Origin of the sequence: Streptococcus sp. 27098_8_69, assembly GCF_041432445.1 — a bacterium.
Taxonomy (GTDB): domain Bacteria; phylum Bacillota; class Bacilli; order Lactobacillales; family Streptococcaceae; genus Streptococcus.
The window spans coordinates 1-24,837 of sequence record NZ_JAPVZO010000012.1 but is presented as its reverse complement, the minus strand read 5'-3'; the positions used below and the strand labels follow the sequence as shown (position 1 = coordinate 24,837).

The following is a 24,837-nucleotide window of genomic DNA, read 5'->3' as shown; positions in this document are numbered from 1 at the left end:
GCTTTCTACTCCAACTCTATCCAATAGCGCTCCGTTCCATTTCGAACATCGTCTAACTCTCCACCATTAGCTAAGATAACAGCTCGGCTGGCAGGATTTTCTGTGCTACAAGTCACAAGCGCTCGTTTGATATTCTTTTCTTTAGCAATTTTTAGACCTTGATGGAGAGCTTCCTTAGCATAACCTTTTCCCCTTTCAGAAGGGCGGATGGAATAGCCGATATGGCCAGCATAATTCAGCAGTCCCTCATTCAGTCTCAATCGTAAATTTAAAAAACCTAAAGCATGGCCTGATTCATCAAACAATACGAACTGAATTGATGGGACGCGATTTTCAGGCAAGTTTATTCCCATTTCTTTATTAAGGTTAGTTTCTAGCCAATTCTCGTAAGAAAAACCCTCAGCATCCCAAAATCCACCATCGTGGGCTGATTGAGTCTGCTCAAACTCTGACATCATCTCTAAAATTGTTTCTTTATCTGCCAATCTTGGTCTGCGTAGTATCATCTTTACCTCCAACTAAGAGAAAAGTGAGAGCGGACTCTCACTTTTTCTTATTCTTATTTAAAAATTGCTCTCTAAGGCTAGCCACTCGGTCTTTTTTATTAACTCCACCTTTTGAATGTTTCTCGTGGAACCGTTGAACCAAGGCCTTGCCCTTATCGTCTAATTGATATTTTCCCATTCTATCTCTTTCTAATTTCTTACTTCATGCCCTGCTGTTTTAATAGTAGAACCGTTCATGTGTTTCACACGCGCAGCAATTTCCTTGTGACGACCATTCACCATCGGACGCGCTTGCGGATTTCCAAGATAGCCACAGGTCCGTTTAACAACATCTACTGTTTTAGGATCATTATTCCCACAGTTAGGACAAGCAAATCCTCTCTCAGTTGGTTCAAAATCTCCTTCAAAATCACACTTGTAGCAACGGTCGATCGGAGTATTAGTTCCTAGATAACCTACACGGTCATAAGCATAGTCCCAAACAGCTTCCAAGGCCTTTGGATTTTGTTGAAGAACTGGGTACTCACAGTAATGGATAAAGCCACCTGATGCACCCGCTTCTGGATAAACCTTCTCGAAGTCCAATTTTTCAAAAGGAGTTGGATTTTTACGCACATCATAATGGAAGGAATTTGTGTAGTACTCTTTATCTGTAATGTCTGGAATAGAGCCAAATTTCTCTGTATCCAAACGACAGAAGCGGTCTGTCAGACTTTCAGATGGCGTTGAGTAGATCGAGAAGTGATAGCCATATTGGTCTGACCACTCTTCTACTCGATGTTTCATATCTCGAATGATATCAAGGGTGAATTCTTTAGCTTCTGGATTGGTTTCCCAATTGTTACCAAAGAATACTGTCGCTACTTCATAAAGTCCAATGTAGCCAAGCGAAACAGTAGCACGGCGATTCTTAAAGAGCTCGTCAACACTTTCTTCTTTCCCAAGACGACGGCCAAAAGCTCCGAATTGATAAAGGATAGGAGCATTAGCTGGAGTGGCTTCCTTGGTTCTTTCCACACGATAAACTAGAGCATCTTCAGCAATATTCATACGCTCGTTGAAAATTTCCCAGAACTTGTTCAGGTCGCCTTCAGACTCGAGGGCGATACGAGGAAGATTGACTGTCACGACACCTAGATTCATACGACCTGAATTAACTTCTACTCCATTTTCATCCTTCCAACCTTGGAGGAAAGAACGGCATCCCATCGGAACCTTGAAAGAACCTGTCAACTCAATAATCTTATCATAAGACAAGACATCTGGATACATGCGCTTAGTTGCACACTCAAGGGCCAACTGCTTGATATCGTAGTTAGGAGAACCTTCCTCCAGATTAAGTCCTCTTTTAAGAGTGAAGATCAATTTAGGGAAGATAGCTGTACGGTGTTCTGAACCAAGCCCCTTGATACGAATGTTTAAAATTGCCTTTTGAATTTCTCGTTCAAAACGATTGGTTCCTAGACCGAAACCAAGGGAAGTAAAGGGTGTTTGCCCATTTGATGTAAAGAGGGTATTAATCTCATACTCTAGAGATTGCATGGCATCATAGATGTCTTTTTGGGTTTTCTTCCAGGCATATTCTTCGCGTTTATCAGGTAGGACCCATTCCTCTGCATCTTTGAGGTGCTTTTGGTAATTTTTTTCTGCATAAGGAGCCAAGACTTCATCAATACGGTCTGCTGAACAGCCTCCATACTGACTTGATGCAACGTTGGCGATGATTTGCGATATCTGAGCAGTCGCAGTCTGAATAGACTTAGGACTCTCTACCTCAGCATTCCCAATCTTAAAACCATTTTCCAACATGCCCTTGAAATCAATCAGACAGCAGTTGGTCATCGGGGTGTAAGGGCTATAGTCCAAATCGTGATAGTGGATATCCCCTTTTTGGTGGGCATTAGCCACATGCTTAGGAAGCATTTGAAGACCGATTGATTTCCCAACAATCCCCGCCGTCAAATCACGCTGGGTATTAAAAACATCACTATCTTTATTAGCATTCTCATTGACAACTGCCTGGTCTTTGTTGAGAAGTTTATGGATACTGAAGTTGATATCTGTTGCTTTTGAGCGCTCAAAATCCCTTTGAGTTCGGTAAGTGATATATTCCTCTGCCAAGGCATATTCTTTAGCTTCCAATAACTCATGTTCTACGATATTTTGGATTTCATAGATTTTTACACCTTGAGGAAAGCGACTATGAATCTCTTCTACAATACGTTCAACTAGAGTATTAAGACGCTTTTCTACCAAGGGGGTGACATTCATGACTTTTTCTGCAGCCTTGTGCAAGGCTTTATCAATCTTATCTATATCAAAAATGACGCGTCTACCGTCGCGCTTTTCAACAAATAAGGTTGGATCAGGGTTTGTTTTCTCTTCCAATACAATCATATCCAGGCTCTTTTCTTAAATATTCTTTCTTAAAGTATTATATCACTATAAAAATAAAAATCAATATCTAGTAGCAAAATTCATATTTTCATAAAATTTACACTAGATATTGATTATTTTATTTTAATTTGTAAAGTTTAAAGTCTTTGAATTCACTTTGAACTGGTTGATAACTTTCTGCCAGAAGCTGTTCTACTTCTGTCCAGAGAGCTGTTTTGGTATTGACCACAATCACTTTAGGCTGATTATCACGTAAATCATTGACAAGTTTGCTACGATTTGCATCAAGTCCAGTATATAATTTGGGTGATAGCAACTGACTAGCTGCTAAACGTTCACTAGTCTTATAACCATTAGTAAGATCATCCCATATATAAATACGATCTGTTGCCTGTGTTTGACCTTTAACCGTAGCTTCTATACGAGTTCGTTCTTGATATTGTTCTGAGTGAAGAACATAACGGGCTACCAGAGGAGCAAAAAATAGGTAGGCCAAAGCTAACACTGGCAAATAGACATTACCCTGAAGAAATATTGCCCATATTGAGGGTACTTCTCGATGTCTTCTACGGCGATTGGCTCCTTCTAATTCCCCAGTTCGAATGTGAGTCAATAGAAGAATGGACAAGAACGGAAGAAAAGTAGCTAGACGACTACCGTGAATCGGTTCTGTAGAGAAAATTTCCAATCCTAGTAACGATAAGATAGCTACTGAAGCAAAAATAGATAAGACGTATTGCTTGCTTGGCTTAGACTGGAAAAGCCCTGTAAATACGAATCTTAATCCTCCAAGACCAATTGTTAACAATCCATAAAAAAGGAGGTTGTCTAGCAAGGACGGATTGGACATAAACTTCAAACTATCTACTGGATAGAGAATTTGACTAATAGCATTCCCGAAACTCCCATTATAAGCCGTATAGTAACCAATTGGATAAAAGAAAAGTGAGAACCCAAGACCAGCTGCAAAGAATTGATAGAACCCATGAACCAAGCGACCACGTCCGATATTAAAGGCTAATAAGGCTAAAAACAAGACAAGAGTATATAGAACTGCGACTAGAGGGGCCAAGAAGAAGGCAAGCGCCAAACTCATCCCGATACGCAAGAAACCTTTGTCATGATTATACTCTACCAAATACCTTGTTACTAAACTAAGAGCGTAAAACAGAAATGGAAGGGCCAAAATGGTGGCATAACCACCGCCAAAGCTAAGTCCTCCAGCAAGAAGATAAAAGATTGTCAACACTTGTTGCGACTGCTTGTTCTCCTCCGTCAAGGTGTAAGTTGAACGGAAAAGAAAAATCCCAGCACCCACTAGAGCAAGCCAAGTAAAGGCTGCAAACAAAATACTACCCTTGCTTAGATACTGTAAAAAGTAATAGAGAAGACCACTCGTTCCAAAATAGTCTGTGTAGATATCTCCACCCTGGTGCATCGCCCATCCCATATAAAAATCTTGTGCCTGCTCTGGGCTAGTTAGTCCTAGCAAAAAAGGAAGAACTACAGATACAAGTACAACTAGAGTGCTCCAGATTAGGATCTTAAATAATGGTAAGGGAGCAAATGAACTTGGTTCATCCTCGAAGCGCTCCTCTCTCCCAACTAAATCATCCTGAATTCCCGTCCAAGATGGAGTTGGTTCCTCTTCTAATCTGCCATATACGTTCATTCATTCTCTCCTATGTTTTAATTTGTTCTAGTATATCAAAAAGTCTAAAGCTTGTCAGCCTGTGGTGGCCATTTGTCTAACTTTTGACAGAGACTAGTGAAGCGCTCAATCTCATAAAAACGATGATAGGGAGCATTTTTATAGTGGTCTAAAAAAATTTTTTCTTCTACCGTCAGCATAATCATTCCTCCTTTTCTCTTTATTCGAAAATAGAGGACTATTCTATCAAAAAAGCTGAATTCCTAAAAGAGAATTCAGCACTTTGTATTTAGTCAGCCTTTTTTTCTAAATTTTTTGAAATGCTTCGATTTTTCCCTTCCAGATACACCATAAGAATGGAGATATCTGCTGGGTTTACTCCTGAGATACGGCTGGCTTGACCGATGGTTTCTGGATTAATGAGTTTGAACTTCTGGCGAGCTTCAGTCGCGATAGAGTCAATGTCATCCCAGTCGATGTTGGCTGGAATACGTTTTTCTTCCATGCGTTTCATCTTGGCAACCTGATCCATGGCTTTTGAGATGTATCCTTCGTACTTGATTTCCGTTTCAATCAATTCGATAATTTTGTCATCCAATTCTTCAGCAGCAGGTCCGATGAAGGCAACCACATCTTGGTAAGAGACTTCTGGACGACGGAGGAATTCCTTGGCAGTGACTGCATCAGTCAATGGTTTGAATCCCATCGCTTCGACCTTGGCGTTAGTTTCCTTGACCGGCTTAAGTTTGATGATGTCTAGGCGCTTCATCTCATTGTCAAATTGATTTTTCTTGATCTCAAAGCGTGCCCAACGTTCATCATCCACAAGACCAATCTCGCGTCCCATCTCTGTCAATCGCATATCGGCATTGTCATGACGGAGGATGAGACGGTACTCAGCACGACTGGTCAAGAGACGGTAAGGTTCAATGGTACCCTTTGTTACCAAGTCGTCAATCATCACTCCGATATAACCGTCGCTTCGTTTCAGAATCAACTCAGGCTTACCTTGGATTTTCAGAGCCGCATTGATACCAGCGATAATCCCTTGGCCAGCTGCTTCTTCGTAACCTGACGTTCCATTGGTCTGACCAGCTGTGAAAAGTCCTGAGATTTTCTTGGTTTCCAGAGTCGCACGCAATTGATGAGGCAAGACCATGTCGTACTCGATAGCATAACCAGTTCGCATCATCTCTGCATTTTCCAAACCTTTGATGGAATGTACCAAGTCACGTTGCACATCCTCAGGAAGGCTGGTTGAGAGACCTTGGACATATACTTCTTCTGTATTACGCCCTTCTGGTTCAAGGAAGAGTTGGTGGCGTTCCTTGTCCGCAAAACGCACAATTTTATCCTCAATCGATGGACAGTAACGAGGCCCCACTCCCTTGACCACACCTGTAAACATAGGCGCACGGTGGAGGTTGTTTTGGATAATCTCATGACTAGTACCATTGGTATAAGTCAACCAGCACGGTACTTGGTCTTTAACATAGTCCTCATCACGTGAAGTGTATGAGAAGTGATTAGGCGCTTCGTCTCCTGGCTGGATTTCTGTAACATCATAGTTGATAGAGGAAGCCTTGACACGTGGAGGCGTTCCTGTCTTGAAGCGACCGATTTCGAGGCCGAGTTCCTTGAGATTATCAGCTAGATTAATAGAAGCTAGGCTATGATTTGGACCCGATGAGTACTTGAGGTCTCCGATGATGATTTCCCCACGGAGGGCAGTCCCTGTTGTCACGATAACAGCCTTAGCTCCATACTCTTGATGGGTCGCAGTACGCACACCGACAACCTTGCCATCTTCCACCAAAATCTCATCAATCATAGTTTGACGTAGGGTTAGATTTTCTTGGTTTTCAACTGTCTTGCGCATTTCCTTAGAGTAGAGCTCCTTGTCAGCTTGCGCACGAAGGGCACGAACAGCTGGACCTTTCCCAGTGTTAAGCATCTTCATCTGGATGTAAGTCTTGTCAATGGTCTTGGCCATTTCCCCACCAAGGGCGTCGACTTCGCGCACGACAATCCCCTTGGCAGAACCACCGATAGAGGGATTACATGGCATGAAAGCCAACATTTCAATGTTAATAGTCGCAAGTAAGACCTTGCAACCCATACGGCTAGCTGCTAGAGAGGCTTCTACTCCCGCATGCCCAGCACCGATTACAATAATATCGTATTCTTCTGTAAAATTATAAGTCATTTCTTAACCTTTCAAAAATTTCTCGCAAATAAGGAACTAACTTCCCCTCCTCTAGAGCTTGATCCATGGTAACCCATTTAAAGTGCGTATGCTCTTCAGGATCTAATCTGATAATTGGCTTCTCCCCAACCCACTCTGCTTTATAAACTAAGCGAGTAAAGACAGTATCCTTAGAGGTATCCAGTTGACTATCTTCGTGAAGAAGTTTGAGCGAACTGCTGTCTAGCCTAACTCCCGCTTCTTCAATACATTCTCTAAGAGCTCCATCTCGCGGAAGTTCACCCTTTTCAACCCCACCACCAGGAATATCCCAGTAAGTTGGATAAACGTTGGGTTGTCCTCTTTTAATTTCCGAACGCTGAATGAGCAAATAATCACCACCACTATGAACAAGTACATGGGCAATAAGCTTAACCATCATTTTCTCTCCTATTCCTCAAGATGAATGTGTCTTAGTTGACCGTCCCAATCAGGCAGGGCTGTCTTTAAAAAGGCTGGAACTAGCTGAATATCCTCAAGCTTGTCCAAATCAATCCACTCACAGGGCTGCATTTTCTCATCTTCCTGCATGGTCAATGGGGCATCCTCAAGTAAGTCCACTAAATAATGAAACTCGATGTTGTGATAATAGACGCCGTCTTCTTCAAAACGATTTTCAACCACAAAAGCTAGCTGCCCAGCTTGAGCTTTTACACCCAGTTCTTCCCTCACTTCACGGACTACCGCGTCTTCCGTGCTTTCATTGACTTGAATCGCACCGCCGATAGTGTAATACTTGCCCTTATCTTTTGTGACTAGAAGTTTGCCATTTTGGAGAATCAAGGCTGTCGCCCGAACGCCAAAAACTGTGTTCCCCACCTTTGTCCGAAAGTCTTGTTGAGTCATTTTTATCCTTTCCTCTAAACGACACAAAAACAGTCAAAACTCGTAAGAAGTGCAGAACAAAAAGCCTGCAATATCCATGAGCTTTGACCATCATGACTATTGTTAAAGTTATTTTATCAAATCAAATCATTTTGTCAATGCAAATCACTGTTTGAGCAAGGTCTGCACACTGACGATAATCATCTGTATTCCTATCGAGAATAGTAAAAGTCCCATCATTTTCGTTATAATTTTCATCAAATTTTCTCCCAAGAAGCCTGCAATTTGTTTTGCACTTCTTAACAGGAGATAAGTGATGACACATAGTAGAGCAAAAGCAACTACGGTTATCAGTTGATTCTGCAAACCTCCATTAGCCAGACTTAAAGCAGTTGTAATTGTACCTGGTCCCGCAAAAAGTGGCATTGCAAGAGGAGAAATAGCAATAGACATTGGATCTGAATTTACTGCTTGCTGCTCCATTCCTTTATAGCTGGGTGAATGATTACCATTAATCATATGATAACCGATAACGGCCACTAATATTCCACCAGCAATTCTGAAAGAAACAATTGTAATTCCAAATACTTTAAAAATGAAATCTCCTGAAAAGATAAAAACAGTTACAATAACAAAGGCAATCAAAAGACTCCTAAAAGCAATTTTTCGTGAAATTTTTTGACTATCATCTGCTACTAAAGCCATGTAAGCAGGAAGATTTGAAATTGGGTTCATTATAGCGAAAAATGCCATAAATGCATAAAAAAATTGAGAACTCATCGTTTTTACTTAACTCCAGTTAGACATACTGACAAACCTTGCCATCGCGGTAGGCATTATCAATCAAACCACCACCGAGACATTCTTCACCATCGTAAAAGACAACTGCCTGTCCTGGTGTAATGGCGCGTTGCGGTTCTGCGAAAATGACCTCTGCCTTGTCTCCTTTGACATGTACAGTCACCTTCGAGTCCGGCTGACGGTAGCGGAATTTAGCCGTACATTCGAGCGTAAATTCCTCTGGCATGTCACGAGTAAAGTGGACTTGACTCGCCTCTAGGCTAGTTGACATGAGCGAATCATGGTAGAAGCCTTGGCCGACATAGAGGATATTCTTGCTCAGGTCTTTTCCAACAACAAACCAAGGAGCATTGTCACCGCCGTGTTGTCCACCAATACCTAGGCCACCACGCTGACCAATCGTATAATACATCAGACCAGCATGTTCGCCCATATCACGTCCATCCACAGTCATCATGCGACCAGGCTGAGCTGGTAGGTAGTTGCTGAGAAATTCTTTAAAGTTCTTTTCTCCGATAAAGCAAATCCCTGTCGAGTCTTTCTTCTTAGCAGTCGCAAGTCCTGCTTCTTCAGCTATTTTTCGTACTTCAGGTTTTTCCAAATGCCCCAGTGGGAACATGGTTTTTTGAAGTTGTTCTTGCGAAAGTTGGCTGAGGAAATAGGTCTGGTCCTTGCCATTGTCCACGCCACGAAGCATATGAACGATGCCATCCTCATCACGCGCTACACGGGCATAGTGACCAGTCGCTACATAGTCTGCACCCAAGGTCATGGCATAGTCCAAAAAGGCCTTGAACTTGATTTCCTTGTTGCACATAACGTCTGGATTCGGCGTGCGCCCTGCACGGTATTCCGCTAGGAAATACTCAAAAACGCGGTCCCAGTACTCTTTTTCAAAATTGACAGAGTAGTAAGGAATGCCAATCTGGTCTGCCACTGCAGCCACATCTTTATAATCTTCGGTCGCCGTACAGACGCCGTTTTCATCTGTGTCATCCCAGTTCTTCATGAAGATACCGATCACGTCGTAGCCCTGCTCCTTGAGCAAGAGAGCCGTCACCGACGAATCAACACCACCACTCATCCCCACGACAACACGTGTTTTAGAGTTATCACTCATGGTAGTTCTCCCATCTATTCGTTTATTCATACCCTTCAAAATTCTATTTATTATGACTTTCAATAGAATTTCTTCGAGTATAGTCTTTTCGTTTGCTTTTAGTACTAGGCAACGAGTCGCAGGCATAACTTGAGTTCGCTCAATCAGTCTGGGAGACTGATTGAGGTTATAAATCAGACAAGCTCAGCTTGCATCTCATTTCGAGTTAACGACGTAATAAAAGATAAACGAAATGACTAGTTCACGATTGAAGGTCGTGTGTGCTTTAACGATTGAAGGTCGCTTGAGCAGTATTCATTATAACACGCTTGGTTAGAGAAGACAAGAAAGAGGCTGACAATCTATCACCCTCTTCTGTAAATACATGAAGATAAGAATACAAAAGAAATCAATTCATACCTAAATCTCTATTCTCTTTATAAACTTATTTTTTAAAATCAACTAAAAATGATATACTGTAATAAGGAGGAATGCGCACATGATTCCATATATACACCATCATCCATGTGCGTAGGACTAATGTGAACAACTACAAAGATATTCTAAAATCAAAAAATACTATTTTTATTATTACACTTATTGCAGGTATTGGACTTTTGACAGGCTTAGTCCTCCATCAAGAAAAAATCCAAGCAGAGAGAGGGAATGTTGCTCTCGTCAACCATCAAAAGAATCATCAAGATGTTGAACAAGTAAAAAACGCTATTAAAAACTTCAATATTGATTCTGAAACCATTATAGAAGATTGGAAAAAAATCCAAGAATTGAAACCAACTACTGATGAAGGCAAAAAAACACTAGCAGACTTTCTTACTTCTACTGCCGATAAAGTCACAAATCATTATAGTGAAAAAGCTTTAAAACTAGATATAAAAGATTCTGATAGCCAGTTTCAAGATAAACAAACACTCGAAACAGCCATTACTTCCTTACAAAAAATACTAGAAATCATTAAAAATATCAATTCTGCAAACGATCAAACTGCTCTTGAAGAAAAGATTAAACCAATTCAAGAACTAATCTCTAAATTTCAAAAACAAATTGAAGTCTTGACTAAAAAAGAAGAACAAAAGTCTAACCAGACTGAAACGACTAGTAGCGTTCAGAGAGTAGAATCCTACAATTCAGAAGATAGCAACTACACTCCAACCTACTCTGAATCATATGGAAACCTGAATAATTCCCAAGCACCTGCAGCTGAGCAATATTCATCTGGTAGTGGTGGAAATAATGTTGTCAATACAGGAGATCAAGCAGAGGCTAATACCAATAGTAATAATGCTGAAGATAGCAATACAAATAGTCATCAACCTACTAATTCAGGTGTAGAAAATCCATAAACTTGTCAGAGCCTTAATAAATCTGCTACCACTAATGTTTACATCAAATAAAAATAATAGTACATAAAAAGAGCCATTCCAGGCTCTTTTTTAGGGCTCTATGATATTTGTAGTAGGTAAATTCCCTATAGATATTATGGAGCCAATTATTGATTAAAACTTTAGTCATCTTCGTCTCTATAAAAATATTTTCTATACACCCTTGATAATACCAAAATTAATGCCAATATCATACCAAGAACTATAATAATAATAGAATTTATTAGATTTATTTTAGTATGTCCAATCACTAGTCCAATAATTGGACTAGTGATTGGACATACTTAGATATAATAAAAATAACAAAAAATGAATCTCACCAATTCCTGCAAAAAAATGTTTCATGTAACGATTCTCCATTTGCTCCATTAAATCAGTTTTATTTTAGACTATCATAAAACAATCAATCCTTCCACAAAAACCATTGGCGAAATACTATTCTAAACCATTGATCATCCAGATTTTCCAGAATAGAGCTGTCCTAACCATCGAACAGATTGAATCCATACGATTCTAAGTTTAGAATTGCTATAAAATAAATGTTTTGAGGTTGTTCTAAGTCTTTTATTGCCTAACATTTTACTTTTTGAAGGATTCTAAAGCTAGAATAGCTCAAAATCACGAGAACTAAGGTATTCGAAGCTTAAGAGTCATACGATTTCCATAGGAATACTCCATTCTTATTAAGCCTAATTAAAGTGTAATCCTAATAAGTGATCCTCGACTGTGTTTGTAGTACTTAGTTACCTAGATAAGACTATTTCCCTTTATCATATCTGATTTTAAGCCATTCTAAGATTTCACCCATATTTCTATTACTTGCTATTTTTAAATAATTCATACTCTTTTTCTCTGATAAAGGGAATTGAAAAATTAGAGAAAAGAAGTAAAACCGAAAACAAATAACCTGCTTTTTGAATCACTAAAAGATATCCTAAAACTAAGTAAGCTATAGCATCCAATGCGAAAAGAAAAAATATTCTCCTCTTCATTAAAGTACCTGCATCAAATAATCTGATAAATAAAAATTTTATCATAGTATCTATACAAATTTTTATCAAAAAGATAAGAGTCAGTACAGAAATATCAACTGTACCATGAAGAATAAAAGGAAATATAGCTAATATGAAACTAGAAATCTCTAAATATTTTATCCAAGGAAATTGATACACCTCGCTTCTAAACTGACTAATTTTCTTATATTCGTTAGTCAATTTAGTAGCAAAACCTTTATCAATTAAATGAAAAATTATCAACTCTGTAATAAAAACACTTATTAATACGATATAAGTGAAAAAATTTTCTGGGAAAAATTTATTGATTAAAATGGGGAAACTCATTAACAGAACCGAATTTATGGCTAGACAGATAGATACTATTTTATTTTTCACAGAATATAGAGGTAGCGATACTATTGAGTAGATAAAAGCTAAAAAAATAAGTAAAAAATACTCCGTGTTACTGATTATCGGCTTAAATGACAAAAATATATACATCCAACAAACGATAATATGTATTTTTCGAATCTTATCTACATTACTCATCTGTCTAATCCTTCCCAGGGATAAAAGTTCCCGTTAATATCACAACTTCTATTATTATTTGGTAATACTAACTTCATAAGATTTCCCTTCTTGAACGTGGCATGGTTAGGATAGTGTCCTAACTATAGACAGCTTACTTTTCATCTCTTCATCACCTAGATAAGATGCTCTTTTTTGCCTAATCATGTTTTATAAATGAACAAATTTGTAAAACTAATTTGTTGAAATATTTTCATTTATTGAACTCACAAGACGAATCTAGATTATCTTCTTATTGCTAATAAATATCCTTCGTGATTTCATCTTATGATACTCTCTGTTCATACAGAAATTAAAATTATTTCTTAACCAACTTGTATAATAGAAAAAATTTAATTGATTGATTCTGATGAGCTGTATCTTAATTTTATCAAGCTTGTTGGACCAGTTGTTATTGTTACTAATAGAAATCTCATACATCAGTAACTCGACAAGAGCTGTACACAGAAGGGTGTTATGAAAATCTTCAATTGTTTTCAAAATATCCTCAAAGAGGTCACTATTCGCTAAAAAGGTGGATTGGTTGATCGCATCATACAGCAGAATACACATTAAATCAGAATAACTTAAATCTGATTTTTGTATTTTATCCTTTAACGCATTGGTCAAATTCCTGTCAAACGAATCTTCTTTTTGCCATTTATTTTGATTGAAAAGAAATTCCGTCTTATTAAAAACGAGATGGTTGATATCCATTATAGTCCAGAAAAATATTGTAGTAAGCATGATGATAGCAAAAGGAATTTTTAAAATAAATGCTAGGATAATGGCTATCTCAAGAAAGAAACTCCATATAATTCTAAATTTTAAATCATCCGTAGACAAACTTTTACGATGGAATGAAAAATAGGGTGAGAATCTCGCATTTACTTTCTTCTTTCCTATAAAAATAAAAGGAAAAATCGTAATAAGACCTTCTTTCTTGTATACATCTTTCAATGCATATAGTAGATCTAAAACTATTTTTGAGATAAGCAAACTACAGAAAGTAAGACACATACTGATCATAAAATCAAGGGGAATTTCTCGATTCAAAGGTAAATTATTCACTAAGACATACAACTCTAACCACAAGACCAAAAGAGGGAGCATTAGTAAGAAAATAATTAGTTTACGCATTATAATTTTACAATATCCTTATTCTAGTTCGCACAAGGCAAAAAATTATCCTAACTCCTTGATTATAAACCTAATACAAATGTAGCAATTTCAATCATCAAAAAATGCAAACTGACAAAGTTCCTGCTAAAACACTATGCTCCCATCAAATAGAGTGTCAGCAAAAATAAAACAACCGAAATTGGCAGAAAAGCAGCACGATTTGTTTTACAAAAAATGGCATAACAAAGACTACCTATCGAAAACGTCATAATAACTTCAATAGTTATCTTTAGAGCAGGGTAATATATATTTTTAATAAAAAGAATTAAAAGGATAAAAAATACCAATGAACAAAGAACGGATTTGATATAAAATTTTAAATGAATCATAATTTATTTTTTAGATTCTACCTACTATAGATAAAATCACCTTTCTTATTTTCTTCTCATGATATCCACTTTAATGTCTTGATTAGAACTTCTGTGAATATAAATATGGTAAATGAAAAATCAGGATTCTAACTAAAAGCAATTGATGAAATAAGCAAATCTTACAGCAAATTAAATTTATCCAGAAGCTCTCATGTAATGATTTTAAATCCTAATGAATCTAATCAATGCAGATTTTATTTTGACAGTAGTTCTATAACAACTCTAAATAACACTGGTGTTGCTAGAATCAAAATAACCCCTGCCACAAAGACAATGATTACCCGAAATAGATCTTTATTTTTACGCATTGAAACAACCTCCAATCTATTATTTTCTAGCTACATGATACCTCTTATTTACTTTCTATATTCTTATGATACAATATGTTTAATAGAATTCAATTTATTGTTAACTTTTTTCACGAAGAGGAGAAAATCATGCGCTATGATTTCGGGAAAGTATATAAAGACATACGCGAGTCAAAAGGATTGACCCAAGAAGAGGTCTGTGGAAATGTCCTTTCAAGAACCAGTCTTTCCAAGTTTGAAAGTGGCAAGGCAACTCCAAAATATGAAAACATGGAGTTTCTTCTCCGTCAAATCAATATGAGTTTTGAAGAGTTTGAATACATCTGCCATCTCTATCAGCCGAGTCAACGGACAGAAATCATGCAAACCTATCTCAATACAAGTTCCATCTTTGGTACCAGTAGTCTAGTCAATTTATTTGAAACATGCCAAGACTATCTCAAGATTCATCACGATATCCCTATAGAGGAAATCAGAGATATGCTGGAAATTGTCATTTATATCCGTCAACATGGAACAGGACAACTTTCAATCCAAGTGGAACAAACTGTAAAAAAGCTTTGGGAAAAAATTGAAAAACAAGATACATGGTATGAAAGCGACCTAAAAATCCTCAACACCATACTTTTTAGCTTTCCCATCGAACACCTCCACCTCATCACTGAACAAATCTTGCAGCGCTTGGAAGAATATAAAAACTATCAACATTTATATGAATTGCGAATGACAATCCTACTCAATCTGTCCACCATCTACTTGTACAATCAAGATAAAAATACCTGTCAACAAATCTGCTACACCTTACTAGAGGATGCCCAGAAAAAGAAAAGATACGATATTTTGGCAATCACTTATGTTCGAATAGGTATTTGCACTAGTAATGAACATCTTATTCAAAAGGGCTTCTCCCTTCTGGAGTTAACTGATGAAACCTCAATGCTATCTTACCTCAAAAAGGAAGTAGAGACCTGTTATCAAGCAAAGGAAATATAAAAAAGTCGAGGAAATCCCTCGACTTTTGCATCTTATTCTGCTAGTTAGTTCTTAATACCAACCGTTGTTAAGCCAGAAGTTCTTAGCAGCTGTCCATGAACCGTAACGTCCTGCTACATAAGCGTCTGCTACACGTTCTTGGTTTTCTGCTGAATAGTCACCGTTCAAGTATGAATCTGTCAATTGGTAACGTCCGATGTAACGTCCGTTTGTAGCTGTGTAGCTACCGCCTGATTCTTTTTGAGCGATCCATTCTTTAGCTTCTGCTTCAGATCCGCTTACAGTTGAAGTTGATGCTGAAGTTTCTGTTGTAGCAACAGTTTCTTCTGCAACAGTTACGCTTGCTGCTGGCGCTTCATAAGTTGTTGTTTCAGTAGCTGCAGGTGCTACTACTGGAGCTTCTGCTGTCGCAGTTGAAGTAGTTGAAGTTGCTGGTGCTTCACCATCAATAACCAATACTTGGTCTACATAGATCAAATGAATATCTTTAATCTTATTTTTTTCTGCCAATTTTTCAACGGTTGTATTGTATTTTTCAGCGATTCCTGATAGAGTGTCACCTGATTTTACTGTGTAAGTTGTTGTTTCTTGTGCAAAAGTAAGTGATGGTGCAAGGAAAGCAAGCGCTGCTGCTACTCCTACAAGTCCTGTTTTAATTTTGTTAGTTGTTGATTTCATATTAAAAGATTCTCCTTCTTTCTTATATTTCCATCATACCCTACTATTATTACTGTTTCTTGACGGTTTTATGTAGAAATGTTACAAGACTATGTTTTATTTCACTTAAATAGCCTCTTTTTGTTACAAAAGGCTTGATTTTATAGGCTTTATGGGGATTTTAGATATTTTATCATGGAATTGAGCGCTTGCATCTAATCTTTGATATAATAGAGTTAAGAATCTTTTTAAGGGGAAACAGATGCAATCACTTCGTTTTCAATCTGTCTTTGATATCATTGGGCCAGTCATGATTGGCCCATCTAGTAGTCACACGGCAGGAGCTGTTCGTATCGGTAAAATCGTCTCTTCTATCTTTGACGATACTCCAACCGAGGTCGAGTTCCAGCTTTTTAATTCTTTTGCAAAAACCTATCGCGGGCACGGAACTGACCTAGCCCTTGTCGCTGGAATCTTAGGAATGGACACAGATGATCCAGAAATTCCAAATAGTTTAGAAATTGCCCATAAGCGTGGCATCAAAATTGTCTGGACTATCCAGAAAGATAGTAACGCCCCTCACCCAAATACTACGAAAATCACTGTTAAGAATAAGCACAAGACCATCAGTGTGACAGGAATTTCAATCGGTGGTGGTAACATCCAGGTGACAGAGCTCAATGGCTTTGCCGTATCCCTCAACATGAACACCCCTACCATTATCATCGTTCATCAGGATGTTCCTGGTATGATCGCTCACGTAACAGAGGCCCTCTCTCGCTTTGACATTAACATCGCCCAAATGAATGTAACCCGAGAAAAAGCTGGTGAGAAAGCCATTATGATTATCGAAGTTGATAGTCGCAACTGTGACGAATCTATCGAAGAGATTCGTAAAATTCCTCATTTGCATAATGTCAATTTCTTTCAATAGGAGAAAATATGTTTTACTCTATCAAAGAATTAGTCCAACAAGCCGAACTTGATTTTAAAGGAAACGTTGCGGAACTCATGATTACGACCGAGTTTGAACTAACCGGTCGTGAACGTGAAGAAGTTCTCCTTCTCATGGAACGCAACCTTGAAGTCATGAAAGCTTCAGTTGAGCTTGGTCTTAGTGAAAAAAAATCTCGTAGTGGCTTAACAGGTGGTGACGCTGCCAAGCTTGACCACTACATCAAAAAAGGAAAGACCCTATCAGACTTTACTGTCTTGTCTGCAGCCCGTAATGCTATCGCCGTTAATGAACACAATGCCAAGATGGGACTGGTCTGTGCAACACCTACTGCTGGTAGTGCCGGTTGTCTTCCAGCCGTTCTCACTGCTGCTATTCAAAAGTTGGATTTAACTCATGAACAACAACTAGACTTCTTATTCGCTGCAGGTGCTTTTGGACTCGTGATTGCTAACAACGCTTCTATCTCGGGAGCCGAAGGTGGCTGCCAGGCCGAAGTCGGTTCAGCTTCAGCCATGAGTGCCGCTGCCCTAACTCTAGCTGCAGGCGGAACGCCTTATCAAGCGAGCCAGGCTATCGCCTTCGTTATCAAAAACATGCTCGGTCTCATTTGCGACCCCGTTGCAGGTTTGGTTGAAGTTCCTTGCGTCAAGCGGAATGCCATGGGAGCAAGTTTTGCCTTCATCGCAGCCGATATGGCTCTGGCTGGTATTGAATCCAAAATTCCAGTTGATGAGGTCATTGACGCCATGTATCAAGTAGGATCTAGCTTACCAACTGCCTTTCGTGAAACTGCTGAAGGGGGGCTCGCTGCCACACCGACAGGCCGTCGCCTTCAAAAAGAAATCTTCGGCGAATAATTTCATCATTATGAGGAGAATCAATGTCATCTATATCTGCTATCTTTTTTGACTTAGATGGAACGCTAGTTGATAGTTCTATCGGTATTCACAATGGTTTCACCTATACCTTTGACCAACTTGGAGTTTCTAGTCCTGGTGCCAAAACCATTCGAGGTTTTATGGGGCCCCCACTAGAGACCAGCTTTGCTAGTTGTTTGCCAGCTGAGCAGATAGAAGAAGCCATTCAGCTCTATCGTTCTTATTATAAGGAAAAGGGTGTTTACGAAGCCCAACTCTTTCCACATATCAAAGATTTACTTGTAGAACTAGCTGAGCATTATCCTCTTTATATCACTACTACGAAGAATACACCAACCGCAGTTGACATGACTAGCAATTTTGGGATTGACCACTTCTTTGATGGCATTTATGGTTCAAGCCCTCAAGCCCTACACAAGGCTGATGTCATTCGTCAGGCTCTGGAAACTCATCATCTAGCGCCCGAAACAGTTGTTATTATCGGAGATACCAAGTTTGATATGATTGGTGCCCAAGAAACTGGTATTAAAAAATTAGCGGTAACCTGGGGATTTGGCGAGGAGAAAGACCTAATGGACTATAATCCTGACTGGATTGCTCACCACCCGGCAGACATTTTACAGCATCTACAATTAAAACGTTAAACAAAAGACTCCCAGCCTAAAAGTTAGGTTTGGGAGCTTTTTGTCTGATCTTAATGAGGAGAATGACATTCCCCGTACTCGTCCAATTATTCAAAAGGGGAAACTTCTTCGGCTTCAACTTCTTTAGATCTATCGATAGTGACTATTTCTACTTCCTTAGTGGGCATAGCTAGCAAAACCAAAAGAGCGATACCACCCATTGGAACGAAGTGAAGGAAGATGAAGGCCCAGTGGAAACCTCCATCACGCAAACGTCGAATCTTTAACGCTAAAGTAGGCAACAAAAAGAGTATAGCCAAAATGGCATAAATACTAACAACCAATATAACTAAAGTAAAGTTCAGAGCAGGACCTTGGTTTATCTCATTATTGAAGATAAGGATATACAGAGGTAGAAACAAAATATGATTCATCAGCCAAACCCACCAATACTCTGGACGTGTTGAGCGTCCTACAAAATCTACATAACCTTTTAAAAAATTTATATAAGCCCTAAACAAGATATTTCTCCTTTTTAACAACTGTATACTATAAAGTAGCCTCATCGTTCTAAAACACTCCCAAATCTATTTTTAGAAATGGGAGTGTCAGATATTTGCTTAACAATATAAAGAAAACTCTAAAACAGTTTCACTTGTAAAACCTAAACTTCTTAGTCTTTGTTTGATTCTTCGAATGGTGAAACTTCTACAACTTCTTCAGTTTCATTGATGGTTACTACTTCTACTTGTTTCGTTGGCATAGCTAACAAAACTAAAAGAACAAGAGGTCCAACCATGGGAATAAAAATGATAAAGATTAGAGCCCAGTGGAAACCAGCATCACGTAGACGACGAACTGTCAAAGCTAACATAGGTAATATTAGGGCTAGCCCGAAAATCATGTAGATAATAGCAATTCCACCCAAGGCCACTAGAGCAGCCTCATTTCTTGGATTTGCTAGCACCTTAAAATATGCTGAGTAAAAAGGGACAAGGAGGATCATATTTGTTAACCAAATCCACCAATACTCTGAGCGTGTTGAACGGCCTGTAAAATCTACATAACCTTTAAAGAAATTCTTATATGCGTTAATCATAAGTTACTCCCTATTTTTTTAATTCATACGAAATGAAAATGAAAGAGCAAATTAGAAAGTTCGTTATAAACCATATCTAAGTACAGTCAAACGATGCAGACCTCATTTACTTTGATTTTCAAATAGTATAAATTTAGTTTACCATAAATGTTCAACATTGACAAGTTTGTTCAAAAATTGGTAAAGGAGTAGCAGTTATCAAGAAAAGGTATAATTCCACTCACCTCTAACATGAAGCTAGGAATCATACCTTTTTACTTTTTTAATGAATGTGAGTTGTTTCGTTAGCAAAACCGATAATAGCTTGCTTCAACTCTGAACCTTGCAAGGCACGGAATTCTTCAATCTTTTGATTGATGACTTCAAGTGGCATGACATTAACCTTACCAACAAAAATCTTATCCATGACTTGATTATCAACTAATTCAGTAGATACCAACAACTCCTCATAGAGTTTCTCACCTGGACGAATCCCCACTTCTACAATCGGAATTTCATTTTCAGTACGTCCACTAAGAAGAACCATTTTCTTGGCCAAATCATAAATCTTAACTGGTTTGCCCATATCAAGGATAAAGACTTCCCCATCTTTAGCATAAGCTCCTGCATGGATCACCAAACGACTAGCTTCTGGAATGGTCATAAAGTAACGAGTCATACGGAAGTCTGTCACGGTCACTGGACCACCCTCTGCAATCTGACGCTCAAAGACTGGAATAACACTACCACGACTACCAAGAACATTCCCGAAACGAACGGCACAATAGGTAGACTGGCTACGCTGGTTAAATCCTGTAACAATCAACTCTGCCACACGTTTGGTAGCTCCCATAACGTTCGGTGGATTAACAGCCTTATCTGTCGAAATCATGACCATCTTCGGCACCTTAGCTGCATCAACTGCCTTGGCAACGTTATAAGTTCCGAGGATGTTATTTTTAAAGGCTTCTTTTGGATTACGTTCCATCATCGGCACGTGCTTATGGGCAGCAGCGTGGTAAACAATGGCTGGTTGGTACTGCTCAAATACTTGAAGCAAGCGATCGTAGTCTTGGATGTCTGCAATCACAGGAACATAGTCAATTCCTTGGAAGCTACGAATCAATTCATGATAGATCAGATAAATAGAGTTTTCCCCATGCCCCAAGAGAACCACGCGCTCTGGATTAAAGCGACTAACCTGACGGCAAATCTCAGACCCGATAGAACCTCCTGCACCTGTCACTAAGATGGTTTTTCCAGTAATTTCTGAGCCTAGGCGTGACTCATCTAGTTGAATTTCTTTACGTCCCAAAAGGTCAGTAATATCGATTTTTTGGAAACCACCTACCTGAGGATGCAATCCTTGTACAACCGACTCAATCTTGGGCATCTTATAACACTTCAAGCCAAGTTGGTTACACATTTTTAGGATACGCTCATACTCTGATGGATCGAGAGAAGGAATCGCAACGATAACTTTTTCAATCTGATGACGTTTAGAGAGTTCTGGCAACTGTTCATAAGATCCTAAGACTGGGATTCCACCTAGTTTTTGACCTTTTTTCTTTTCATCATTATCCAAAATACCCACTAACTCAAGATCACTCGTAGGATGTTGGTAGCTGTTCATAAAGAGAGCTCCACCGTCTCCCGCACCAATCAAGAAGGTACGACGATGTTCCCCTTCTCCATCACCCTTTTTGCGTCTTGAATAGATCAATTGCCAAGTAATACGTGGGAGCAAGATCAAGAAGGTGCTGAGCAAAATAAAGAGAACGATGAAACGCACAGAGAATAGTGGCAAGAAGGCATAGCAAAGAAGATAAGACAAAACACTGCTGACACTTACTCCGATGAATATCTTCATAAAGTCTGTGATTTTGCTATAACGACTAATGCTAGCATTGAGCCCCCAGAATCCAATCATGATTTGATAGAAAAGGAAGGTCAAGCTTGTATAGATGACATAGTCCACAGGAGCTGGATTGATCAATCCATAAAACAAGATATAAGAAACAATGATTGAGGAAATCATGCTGACAGCATCAAAAATCCCCCAAAAGACTTGTTTTTGTTGTTTATTTAGTACTTCAACCAGATCAATTACATAATCTGTCATTTTTTTATTCATGTGAATGGTATCCTCCTACACAAAATCACATTTTCTAGTAATTACAAGACGTTTTTTTCAAACTGATTAGCTATTTACTTTTTCTCAATAGTTTTAAAAATATAAACTGTCGGATAAATCCTGGGCAGAGGGCAACGACAACTTGGATTAAAACACTTTTCAGATATTCGCCATAAGAAATCTGTCCACGCGCGTGCATTCTTTGACGTGCTTGGCGATAGAGTTTGAGATAGCGAAGGCCACCACGACGTTCAAACATCCCCGCTCCCACGCGTACCTTACAAAGAATCTGATCCACATTTCCAGTCCGAGCACCAGCACTAATCATATTGAGCCAGAGCAAATCGTCTTCCATATAGAGCCCATCTTCATAGTTACCTGCCTTGAGAACCATCTCTTTTTTAAACATAACCGTCATATGATTAAAGGCACTTCTCATACGTTGGTAGGCGATAATCTCTTCGTGCTTAATCGGCACACGACGATAAGAAACAATTTCATCAGGTTGATCGATGAATTCTGCAATATGACCGCCTAGCAAGTCCAAATTTTCTGTTTCCATCAAGTCAAACTGTTGCTCGAAACGATCTTCAACAGCAATATCATCCGTATCCATACGGGCAATGACATCATACTGACACTGTAAAACACCATACTGTAGCGCCAAGCCCAAACCACGGTTTTTCTCCAATGGACAGCGTTTGATTGGAATACTTGACTGTACTTCCAATTCCTCCAAAACTTGATATAGTTCAGGTGTCAGTGGACCATCTTCAACGATAACCACTTCACTAGGTTTGAGCGTTTGATGTAAGATACTTTTTACAGCCTCTTCTAAAAAGACAGGATTTTCTTTGATGTAGACTGACATCAAGACGCTAAATTTCCGATTTTCAGACACAGCAGTTCTCCAATGTATAGATTTTCTTTCACTATTTTATCACAAATTCCCAGACTTTCCTATTTTTATTTGAATCCCAGAAAAAAACTAGTAAATCTATCCTTCTTTTTTCCCCATGATTTCGCGCAACTAAGGAGCGGATTTTCTCGCACCATCTTGACATCTATTGGAAAAAGCCTTAAAATAAGCTGTTATTAAAATCAGCTTATTGAGGTTCACATGAAAAAACGATCACTCTTTTTTATTCTAGGAATTATCTTAATCGGAGCGGTCTTAAGAGCTCCTTTTACGGCCTTACCGACTATTTTAGGAGATATTGCTCAAGGTTTAGGAGTTGAGGTCAGTTCACTTGGGGTTTTGACCAGCCTTCCACTCTTGATGTTTGCTCTTTTCTCCTCTTTTGCGACACGTTTGGCTCAAAAAATTGGACTTGAGCATCTTTTCACCTATAGTCTTATCGTCTTGACCGTCGGTTCAGTGATTCGTATCTTCAATCTTCCTCTACTCTATCTGGGAACCTTACTCATCGGAGCAAGTGTCGCTATTTTTAACGTACTTCTTCCTAGTATGATTCAGGCAAACTACCCACAAAAGATTAGCTTCCTGACAACGGTTTATGTGACGACTATGGGAATCGCGACAGCACTAGCTTCCTACCTCTCTGTACCCATTACTCAGGCAACATCTTGGAAGGGGCTGATTCTCTGTCTGTCCATGGTCTGCCTGCTAACCTTATTGGTCTGGTTCCCCAACCATGGCCACAATCATTTTCTAGAAGGGCATGAAGAGAAAAAAGAAAAAGAGAATATCCTAAAAAGCAAGCAAGTTTGGGCTATTATTGTCTTCGGTGGACTTCAGTCCCTACTCTTCTATACCAGCATGACCTGGTTACCAACCATGGCCATCAGTGCAGGGCTAGCTCATACGGATGCCGGACTTCTGGCTTCTATCTTTTCACTAATTAGCATTCCCTTCTCCATGACCATTCCAAGTTTAACGACGCGTTTGTCAAATCGTCACCGTCAAATCATGTTAGCAGTCATCTCTCTGGCTGGTATGTTAGGAATTGCTATGCTTTTATACCCAAGTAGTAATTTCTTTTATTGGCTGATGGCTCACCTCTTGATTGGCACGGCCTGTAGCGCACTTTTCCCCTATCTCATGGTTTGCTTCTCTATTAAAACAAGCTCGCCTGAAAAAACGGCTCAATTATCTGGACTTGCCCAGACCGGTGGTTACATTCTAGCTGCCTTTGGACCAACTCTGTTTGGCTATAGTTTTGACATGTTTCAATCTTGGATTCCAGCTGTTCTGGCTCTCCTCATCATTGATGTCATCATGACAATCTCCCTCTTTATGGTAGATAAAACTAAGAAAATCCTCTAAAAAGGGGTTAGAATTTACCACAGATAAACATACTTTTCAAGCCAGACTGAGTCTGGTTTTTTGTATGAGTATATATTTAAAAAGCATCATACATATACTAGGAGAAAAATGTGGTTTTTGATATAATAAAATATGTAGAAACTAATTATAAAACGAAAAAATAAATTAGTTCAAATTACCAATAGTAATGATTTTAGAGAGGTAAAGTGAATGAACGAACAGACATTCAGTCTTGAAGAGAGTATAGCGGAGCTAGATAAACTTGTTGAGTCAACGACTAACGATACAGACTCCCCTGACTTTACACTTATTACGGAAAAGATAAAAGAATTACAGGAGATATTCCCAAAATCTGAAAAACTTGCAGAAGCATGTGCTAGAATTTTGGTTAATTTGTCAACCAAGCAAACTGAGTTGAAAGAACGAAAGGCTTCTGCAGAAAAGTTAGAAAAATTACAGCAACAATTCCAGGAATCACATGATATAGCAGAAGCGTTTGCTCGGATTTTGGTCAATTTATCAACTAAGCAAACTGAGTTGAAAGAACGGAAGGCTACTGTCGAAAAGTTAGAGAAATTACAGCAACAATTCCAAGAATCACATGATATAGCTTTGCTGTATGCTCGGATTTTGTTCAATTTATCAACTAAGCAAACTGAGTTAAAAGAACGGAAGGCTACTGTCGAAAAGTTAGAGAAATTACAGCAAAAATTCCAGGAATCACATGATATAGCTTTGCGGTATGCTCGGATTTTGTTCAATTTATCAACTAAGCAAACTGAGTTGAAAGAACTAGAGACTACTGCCGAGAAGTTAGAGAAATTACAGCAAAAATTCCAGGAATCACATGATATAGCAGAAGCGTTTGCTCGGATTTTATTC

Annotated in this window: 23 protein-coding genes and 2 pseudogenes; 7 read left to right on the top strand and 18 right to left on the bottom strand. The window is 38.8% G+C overall.

The features are described 5' to 3' along the window. Positions 1-5 precede the first annotated feature (5 nt). From O3658_RS05625 to mnmA, 10 genes are all read right to left on the bottom strand, one after another. The gene (locus tag O3658_RS05625) at positions 6-506 is read right to left on the bottom strand and encodes a GNAT family N-acetyltransferase (RefSeq protein WP_371559882.1); all 501 of its coding nucleotides are present in this window, start codon (positions 504-506) and stop codon (positions 6-8) included. Between the two features lie 37 nt (positions 507-543). Then, positions 544-684, bottom strand: a complete 141-nt coding sequence (locus tag O3658_RS05620) for a hypothetical protein (protein ID WP_000521611.1) — start codon at positions 682-684, stop codon at positions 544-546. Positions 685-695: 11 nt separating this feature from the next. Next, positions 696-2,903 (bottom strand): anaerobic ribonucleoside-triphosphate reductase, encoded by a 2,208-nt coding sequence (gene nrdD, locus O3658_RS05615; protein ID WP_371559880.1) that lies wholly within the window; start codon positions 2,901-2,903, stop codon positions 696-698. A gap of 118 nt (positions 2,904-3,021) precedes the next feature. Beyond that, positions 3,022-4,575, bottom strand: coding sequence for a damage-inducible protein CinA (locus O3658_RS05610; RefSeq protein WP_371559878.1), 1,554 nt, complete (start codon positions 4,573-4,575; stop codon positions 3,022-3,024). Positions 4,576-4,619: 44 nt separating this feature from the next. Next, positions 4,620-4,754, bottom strand: coding sequence for a hypothetical protein (locus O3658_RS05605; protein WP_371559876.1), 135 nt, complete (start codon positions 4,752-4,754; stop codon positions 4,620-4,622). A gap of 89 nt (positions 4,755-4,843) precedes the next feature. Continuing rightward, positions 4,844-6,760: a tRNA uridine-5-carboxymethylaminomethyl(34) synthesis enzyme MnmG gene (gene mnmG / locus O3658_RS05600; RefSeq protein ID WP_371559874.1), complete on the bottom strand. Its 1,917-nt coding sequence runs from the start codon at positions 6,758-6,760 to the stop codon at positions 4,844-4,846. Beyond that, positions 6,750-7,181, bottom strand: a complete 432-nt coding sequence (locus O3658_RS05595) for an NUDIX hydrolase (protein ID WP_371559872.1) — start codon at positions 7,179-7,181, stop codon at positions 6,750-6,752. The genes mnmG and O3658_RS05595 overlap by 11 nt, the downstream gene beginning before the upstream one ends. An 8-nt stretch (positions 7,182-7,189) precedes the next feature. Continuing rightward, complete coding sequence (locus O3658_RS05590) at positions 7,190-7,645, bottom strand: NUDIX hydrolase (protein ID WP_371559870.1); 456 nt, start codon at positions 7,643-7,645, stop codon at positions 7,190-7,192. Positions 7,646-7,789: 144 nt separating this feature from the next. Then, positions 7,790-8,404, bottom strand: a complete 615-nt coding sequence (locus O3658_RS05585) for a MarC family protein (protein ID WP_002894248.1) — start codon at positions 8,402-8,404, stop codon at positions 7,790-7,792. 19 nt (positions 8,405-8,423) lie between these two features. Further along, positions 8,424-9,545 carry a tRNA 2-thiouridine(34) synthase MnmA gene (mnmA, locus tag O3658_RS05580; RefSeq protein ID WP_223140405.1) on the bottom strand — a complete coding sequence of 374 codons (1,122 nt, stop codon included), beginning with the start codon at positions 9,543-9,545 and terminating at the stop codon, positions 8,424-8,426. 521 nt (positions 9,546-10,066) lie between these two features. On the opposite strand from mnmA, the gene O3658_RS05575 reads away from it, so the two are divergent. After that, complete coding sequence (locus O3658_RS05575) at positions 10,067-10,885, top strand: hypothetical protein (RefSeq protein ID WP_371559868.1); 819 nt, start codon at positions 10,067-10,069, stop codon at positions 10,883-10,885. 161 nt (positions 10,886-11,046) lie between these two features. Here O3658_RS05575 and O3658_RS05570 read toward each other — a convergent pair. The 3 genes and pseudogenes from O3658_RS05570 to O3658_RS05560 all read right to left on the bottom strand — a co-directional run bounded on the left by O3658_RS05570 (position 11,047) and on the right by O3658_RS05560 (position 13,629). After that, positions 11,047-11,269: pseudogene (locus O3658_RS05570) on the bottom strand (hypothetical protein). Between the two features lie 470 nt (positions 11,270-11,739). After that, positions 11,740-12,468, bottom strand: a complete 729-nt coding sequence (locus tag O3658_RS05565) for a hypothetical protein (protein ID WP_371559866.1) — start codon at positions 12,466-12,468, stop codon at positions 11,740-11,742. Positions 12,469-12,726: 258 nt separating this feature from the next. Next, positions 12,727-13,629 carry a hypothetical protein gene (locus O3658_RS05560; protein ID WP_371559988.1) on the bottom strand — a complete coding sequence of 301 codons (903 nt, stop codon included), beginning with the start codon at positions 13,627-13,629 and terminating at the stop codon, positions 12,727-12,729. 847 nt (positions 13,630-14,476) lie between these two features. Between O3658_RS05560 and O3658_RS05555 the strand changes: the two genes are divergently transcribed. Further along, a complete protein-coding gene (locus O3658_RS05555) occupies positions 14,477-15,340 on the top strand; it encodes a helix-turn-helix domain-containing protein (RefSeq protein WP_371559864.1) in 864 nt (287 codons plus the stop codon). A 51-nt stretch (positions 15,341-15,391) separates the two neighbouring features. On the opposite strand, the gene O3658_RS05550 is transcribed toward O3658_RS05555, so the two are convergent. Beyond that, positions 15,392-16,018 (bottom strand): LysM peptidoglycan-binding domain-containing protein, encoded by a 627-nt coding sequence (locus O3658_RS05550; RefSeq protein ID WP_371559863.1) that lies wholly within the window; start codon positions 16,016-16,018, stop codon positions 15,392-15,394. A gap of 241 nt (positions 16,019-16,259) precedes the next feature. Here O3658_RS05550 and sdaAB point away from each other — a divergent pair, with 241 nt between their 5' ends. Genes sdaAB through O3658_RS05535 form a run of 3 tightly spaced genes read left to right on the top strand, consistent with a single transcriptional unit; the run spans position 16,260 to position 18,477 of the window. After that, the gene (gene sdaAB / locus O3658_RS05545) at positions 16,260-16,931 is read left to right on the top strand and encodes an L-serine ammonia-lyase, iron-sulfur-dependent subunit beta (protein WP_045762455.1); all 672 of its coding nucleotides are present in this window, start codon (positions 16,260-16,262) and stop codon (positions 16,929-16,931) included. Positions 16,932-16,939: 8 nt separating this feature from the next. After that, positions 16,940-17,812 carry an L-serine ammonia-lyase, iron-sulfur-dependent, subunit alpha gene (gene sdaAA / locus O3658_RS05540; protein ID WP_371559860.1) on the top strand — a complete coding sequence of 291 codons (873 nt, stop codon included), beginning with the start codon at positions 16,940-16,942 and terminating at the stop codon, positions 17,810-17,812. A 23-nt stretch (positions 17,813-17,835) separates the two neighbouring features. After that, positions 17,836-18,477: an HAD hydrolase-like protein gene (locus O3658_RS05535; protein ID WP_371559859.1), complete on the top strand. Its 642-nt coding sequence runs from the start codon at positions 17,836-17,838 to the stop codon at positions 18,475-18,477. 86 nt (positions 18,478-18,563) lie between these two features. Here the strand turns inward: O3658_RS05535 and O3658_RS05530 are convergent, their stop codons facing one another. The 4 genes from O3658_RS05530 to O3658_RS05515 all read right to left on the bottom strand — a co-directional run bounded on the left by O3658_RS05530 (position 18,564) and on the right by O3658_RS05515 (position 22,569). After that, a complete protein-coding gene (locus tag O3658_RS05530) occupies positions 18,564-18,977 on the bottom strand; it encodes a DUF805 domain-containing protein (RefSeq protein ID WP_371559857.1) in 414 nt (137 codons plus the stop codon). 152 nt (positions 18,978-19,129) lie between these two features. After that, positions 19,130-19,555 (bottom strand): DUF805 domain-containing protein, encoded by a 426-nt coding sequence (locus tag O3658_RS05525; protein WP_223140400.1) that lies wholly within the window; start codon positions 19,553-19,555, stop codon positions 19,130-19,132. Positions 19,556-19,817: 262 nt separating this feature from the next. Beyond that, complete coding sequence (locus O3658_RS05520; RefSeq protein WP_371559854.1) at positions 19,818-21,668, bottom strand: polysaccharide biosynthesis protein; 1,851 nt, start codon at positions 21,666-21,668, stop codon at positions 19,818-19,820. Between the two features lie 70 nt (positions 21,669-21,738). Then, a complete protein-coding gene (locus tag O3658_RS05515) occupies positions 21,739-22,569 on the bottom strand; it encodes a glycosyltransferase (protein WP_371559852.1) in 831 nt (276 codons plus the stop codon). Positions 22,570-22,788: 219 nt separating this feature from the next. Here O3658_RS05515 and O3658_RS05510 point away from each other — a divergent pair, with 219 nt between their 5' ends. Together O3658_RS05510 and O3658_RS05505 are read left to right on the top strand one after the other, a co-directional pair. Beyond that, positions 22,789-23,955: a CynX/NimT family MFS transporter gene (locus tag O3658_RS05510; protein ID WP_371559850.1), complete on the top strand. Its 1,167-nt coding sequence runs from the start codon at positions 22,789-22,791 to the stop codon at positions 23,953-23,955. Between the two features lie 210 nt (positions 23,956-24,165). Continuing rightward, positions 24,166-24,837 (top strand): annotated as a pseudogene (locus O3658_RS05505) (hypothetical protein); the annotation flags it as partial.

What these genes read in the sequence shown, in the direction of transcription:
- O3658_RS05625 (WP_371559882.1), bottom strand. Translation starts at nt 506, where the DNA reads ATGATACTACGCAGACCAAGATTGGCAGATAAAGAAACAATTTTAGAG.
- O3658_RS05620 (WP_000521611.1), bottom strand. Translation starts at nt 684, where the DNA reads ATGGGAAAATATCAATTAGACGATAAGGGCAAGGCCTTGGTTCAACGG.
- nrdD (WP_371559880.1), bottom strand. Translation starts at nt 2,903, where the DNA reads ATGATTGTATTGGAAGAGAAAACAAACCCTGATCCAACCTTATTTGTT.
- O3658_RS05610 (WP_371559878.1), bottom strand. Translation starts at nt 4,575, where the DNA reads ATGAACGTATATGGCAGATTAGAAGAGGAACCAACTCCATCTTGGACG.
- O3658_RS05605 (WP_371559876.1), bottom strand. Translation starts at nt 4,754, where the DNA reads ATGCTGACGGTAGAAGAAAAAATTTTTTTAGACCACTATAAAAATGCT.
- mnmG (WP_371559874.1), bottom strand. Translation starts at nt 6,760, where the DNA reads ATGACTTATAATTTTACAGAAGAATACGATATTATTGTAATCGGTGCT.
- O3658_RS05595 (WP_371559872.1), bottom strand. Translation starts at nt 7,181, where the DNA reads ATGATGGTTAAGCTTATTGCCCATGTACTTGTTCATAGTGGTGGTGAT.
- O3658_RS05590 (WP_371559870.1), bottom strand. Translation starts at nt 7,645, where the DNA reads ATGACTCAACAAGACTTTCGGACAAAGGTGGGGAACACAGTTTTTGGC.
- O3658_RS05585 (WP_002894248.1), bottom strand. Translation starts at nt 8,404, where the DNA reads ATGAGTTCTCAATTTTTTTATGCATTTATGGCATTTTTCGCTATAATG.
- mnmA (WP_223140405.1), bottom strand. Translation starts at nt 9,545, where the DNA reads ATGAGTGATAACTCTAAAACACGTGTTGTCGTGGGGATGAGTGGTGGT.
- O3658_RS05565 (WP_371559866.1), bottom strand. Translation starts at nt 12,468, where the DNA reads ATGAGTAATGTAGATAAGATTCGAAAAATACATATTATCGTTTGTTGG.
- O3658_RS05555 (WP_371559864.1), top strand. Translation starts at nt 14,477, where the DNA reads ATGCGCTATGATTTCGGGAAAGTATATAAAGACATACGCGAGTCAAAA.
- O3658_RS05550 (WP_371559863.1), bottom strand. Translation starts at nt 16,018, where the DNA reads ATGAAATCAACAACTAACAAAATTAAAACAGGACTTGTAGGAGTAGCA.
- sdaAB (WP_045762455.1), top strand. Translation starts at nt 16,260, where the DNA reads ATGCAATCACTTCGTTTTCAATCTGTCTTTGATATCATTGGGCCAGTC.
- sdaAA (WP_371559860.1), top strand. Translation starts at nt 16,940, where the DNA reads ATGTTTTACTCTATCAAAGAATTAGTCCAACAAGCCGAACTTGATTTT.
- O3658_RS05535 (WP_371559859.1), top strand. Translation starts at nt 17,836, where the DNA reads ATGTCATCTATATCTGCTATCTTTTTTGACTTAGATGGAACGCTAGTT.
- O3658_RS05525 (WP_223140400.1), bottom strand. Translation starts at nt 19,555, where the DNA reads ATGATTAACGCATATAAGAATTTCTTTAAAGGTTATGTAGATTTTACA.
- O3658_RS05520 (WP_371559854.1), bottom strand. Translation starts at nt 21,668, where the DNA reads ATGAATAAAAAAATGACAGATTATGTAATTGATCTGGTTGAAGTACTA.
- O3658_RS05510 (WP_371559850.1), top strand. Translation starts at nt 22,789, where the DNA reads ATGAAAAAACGATCACTCTTTTTTATTCTAGGAATTATCTTAATCGGA.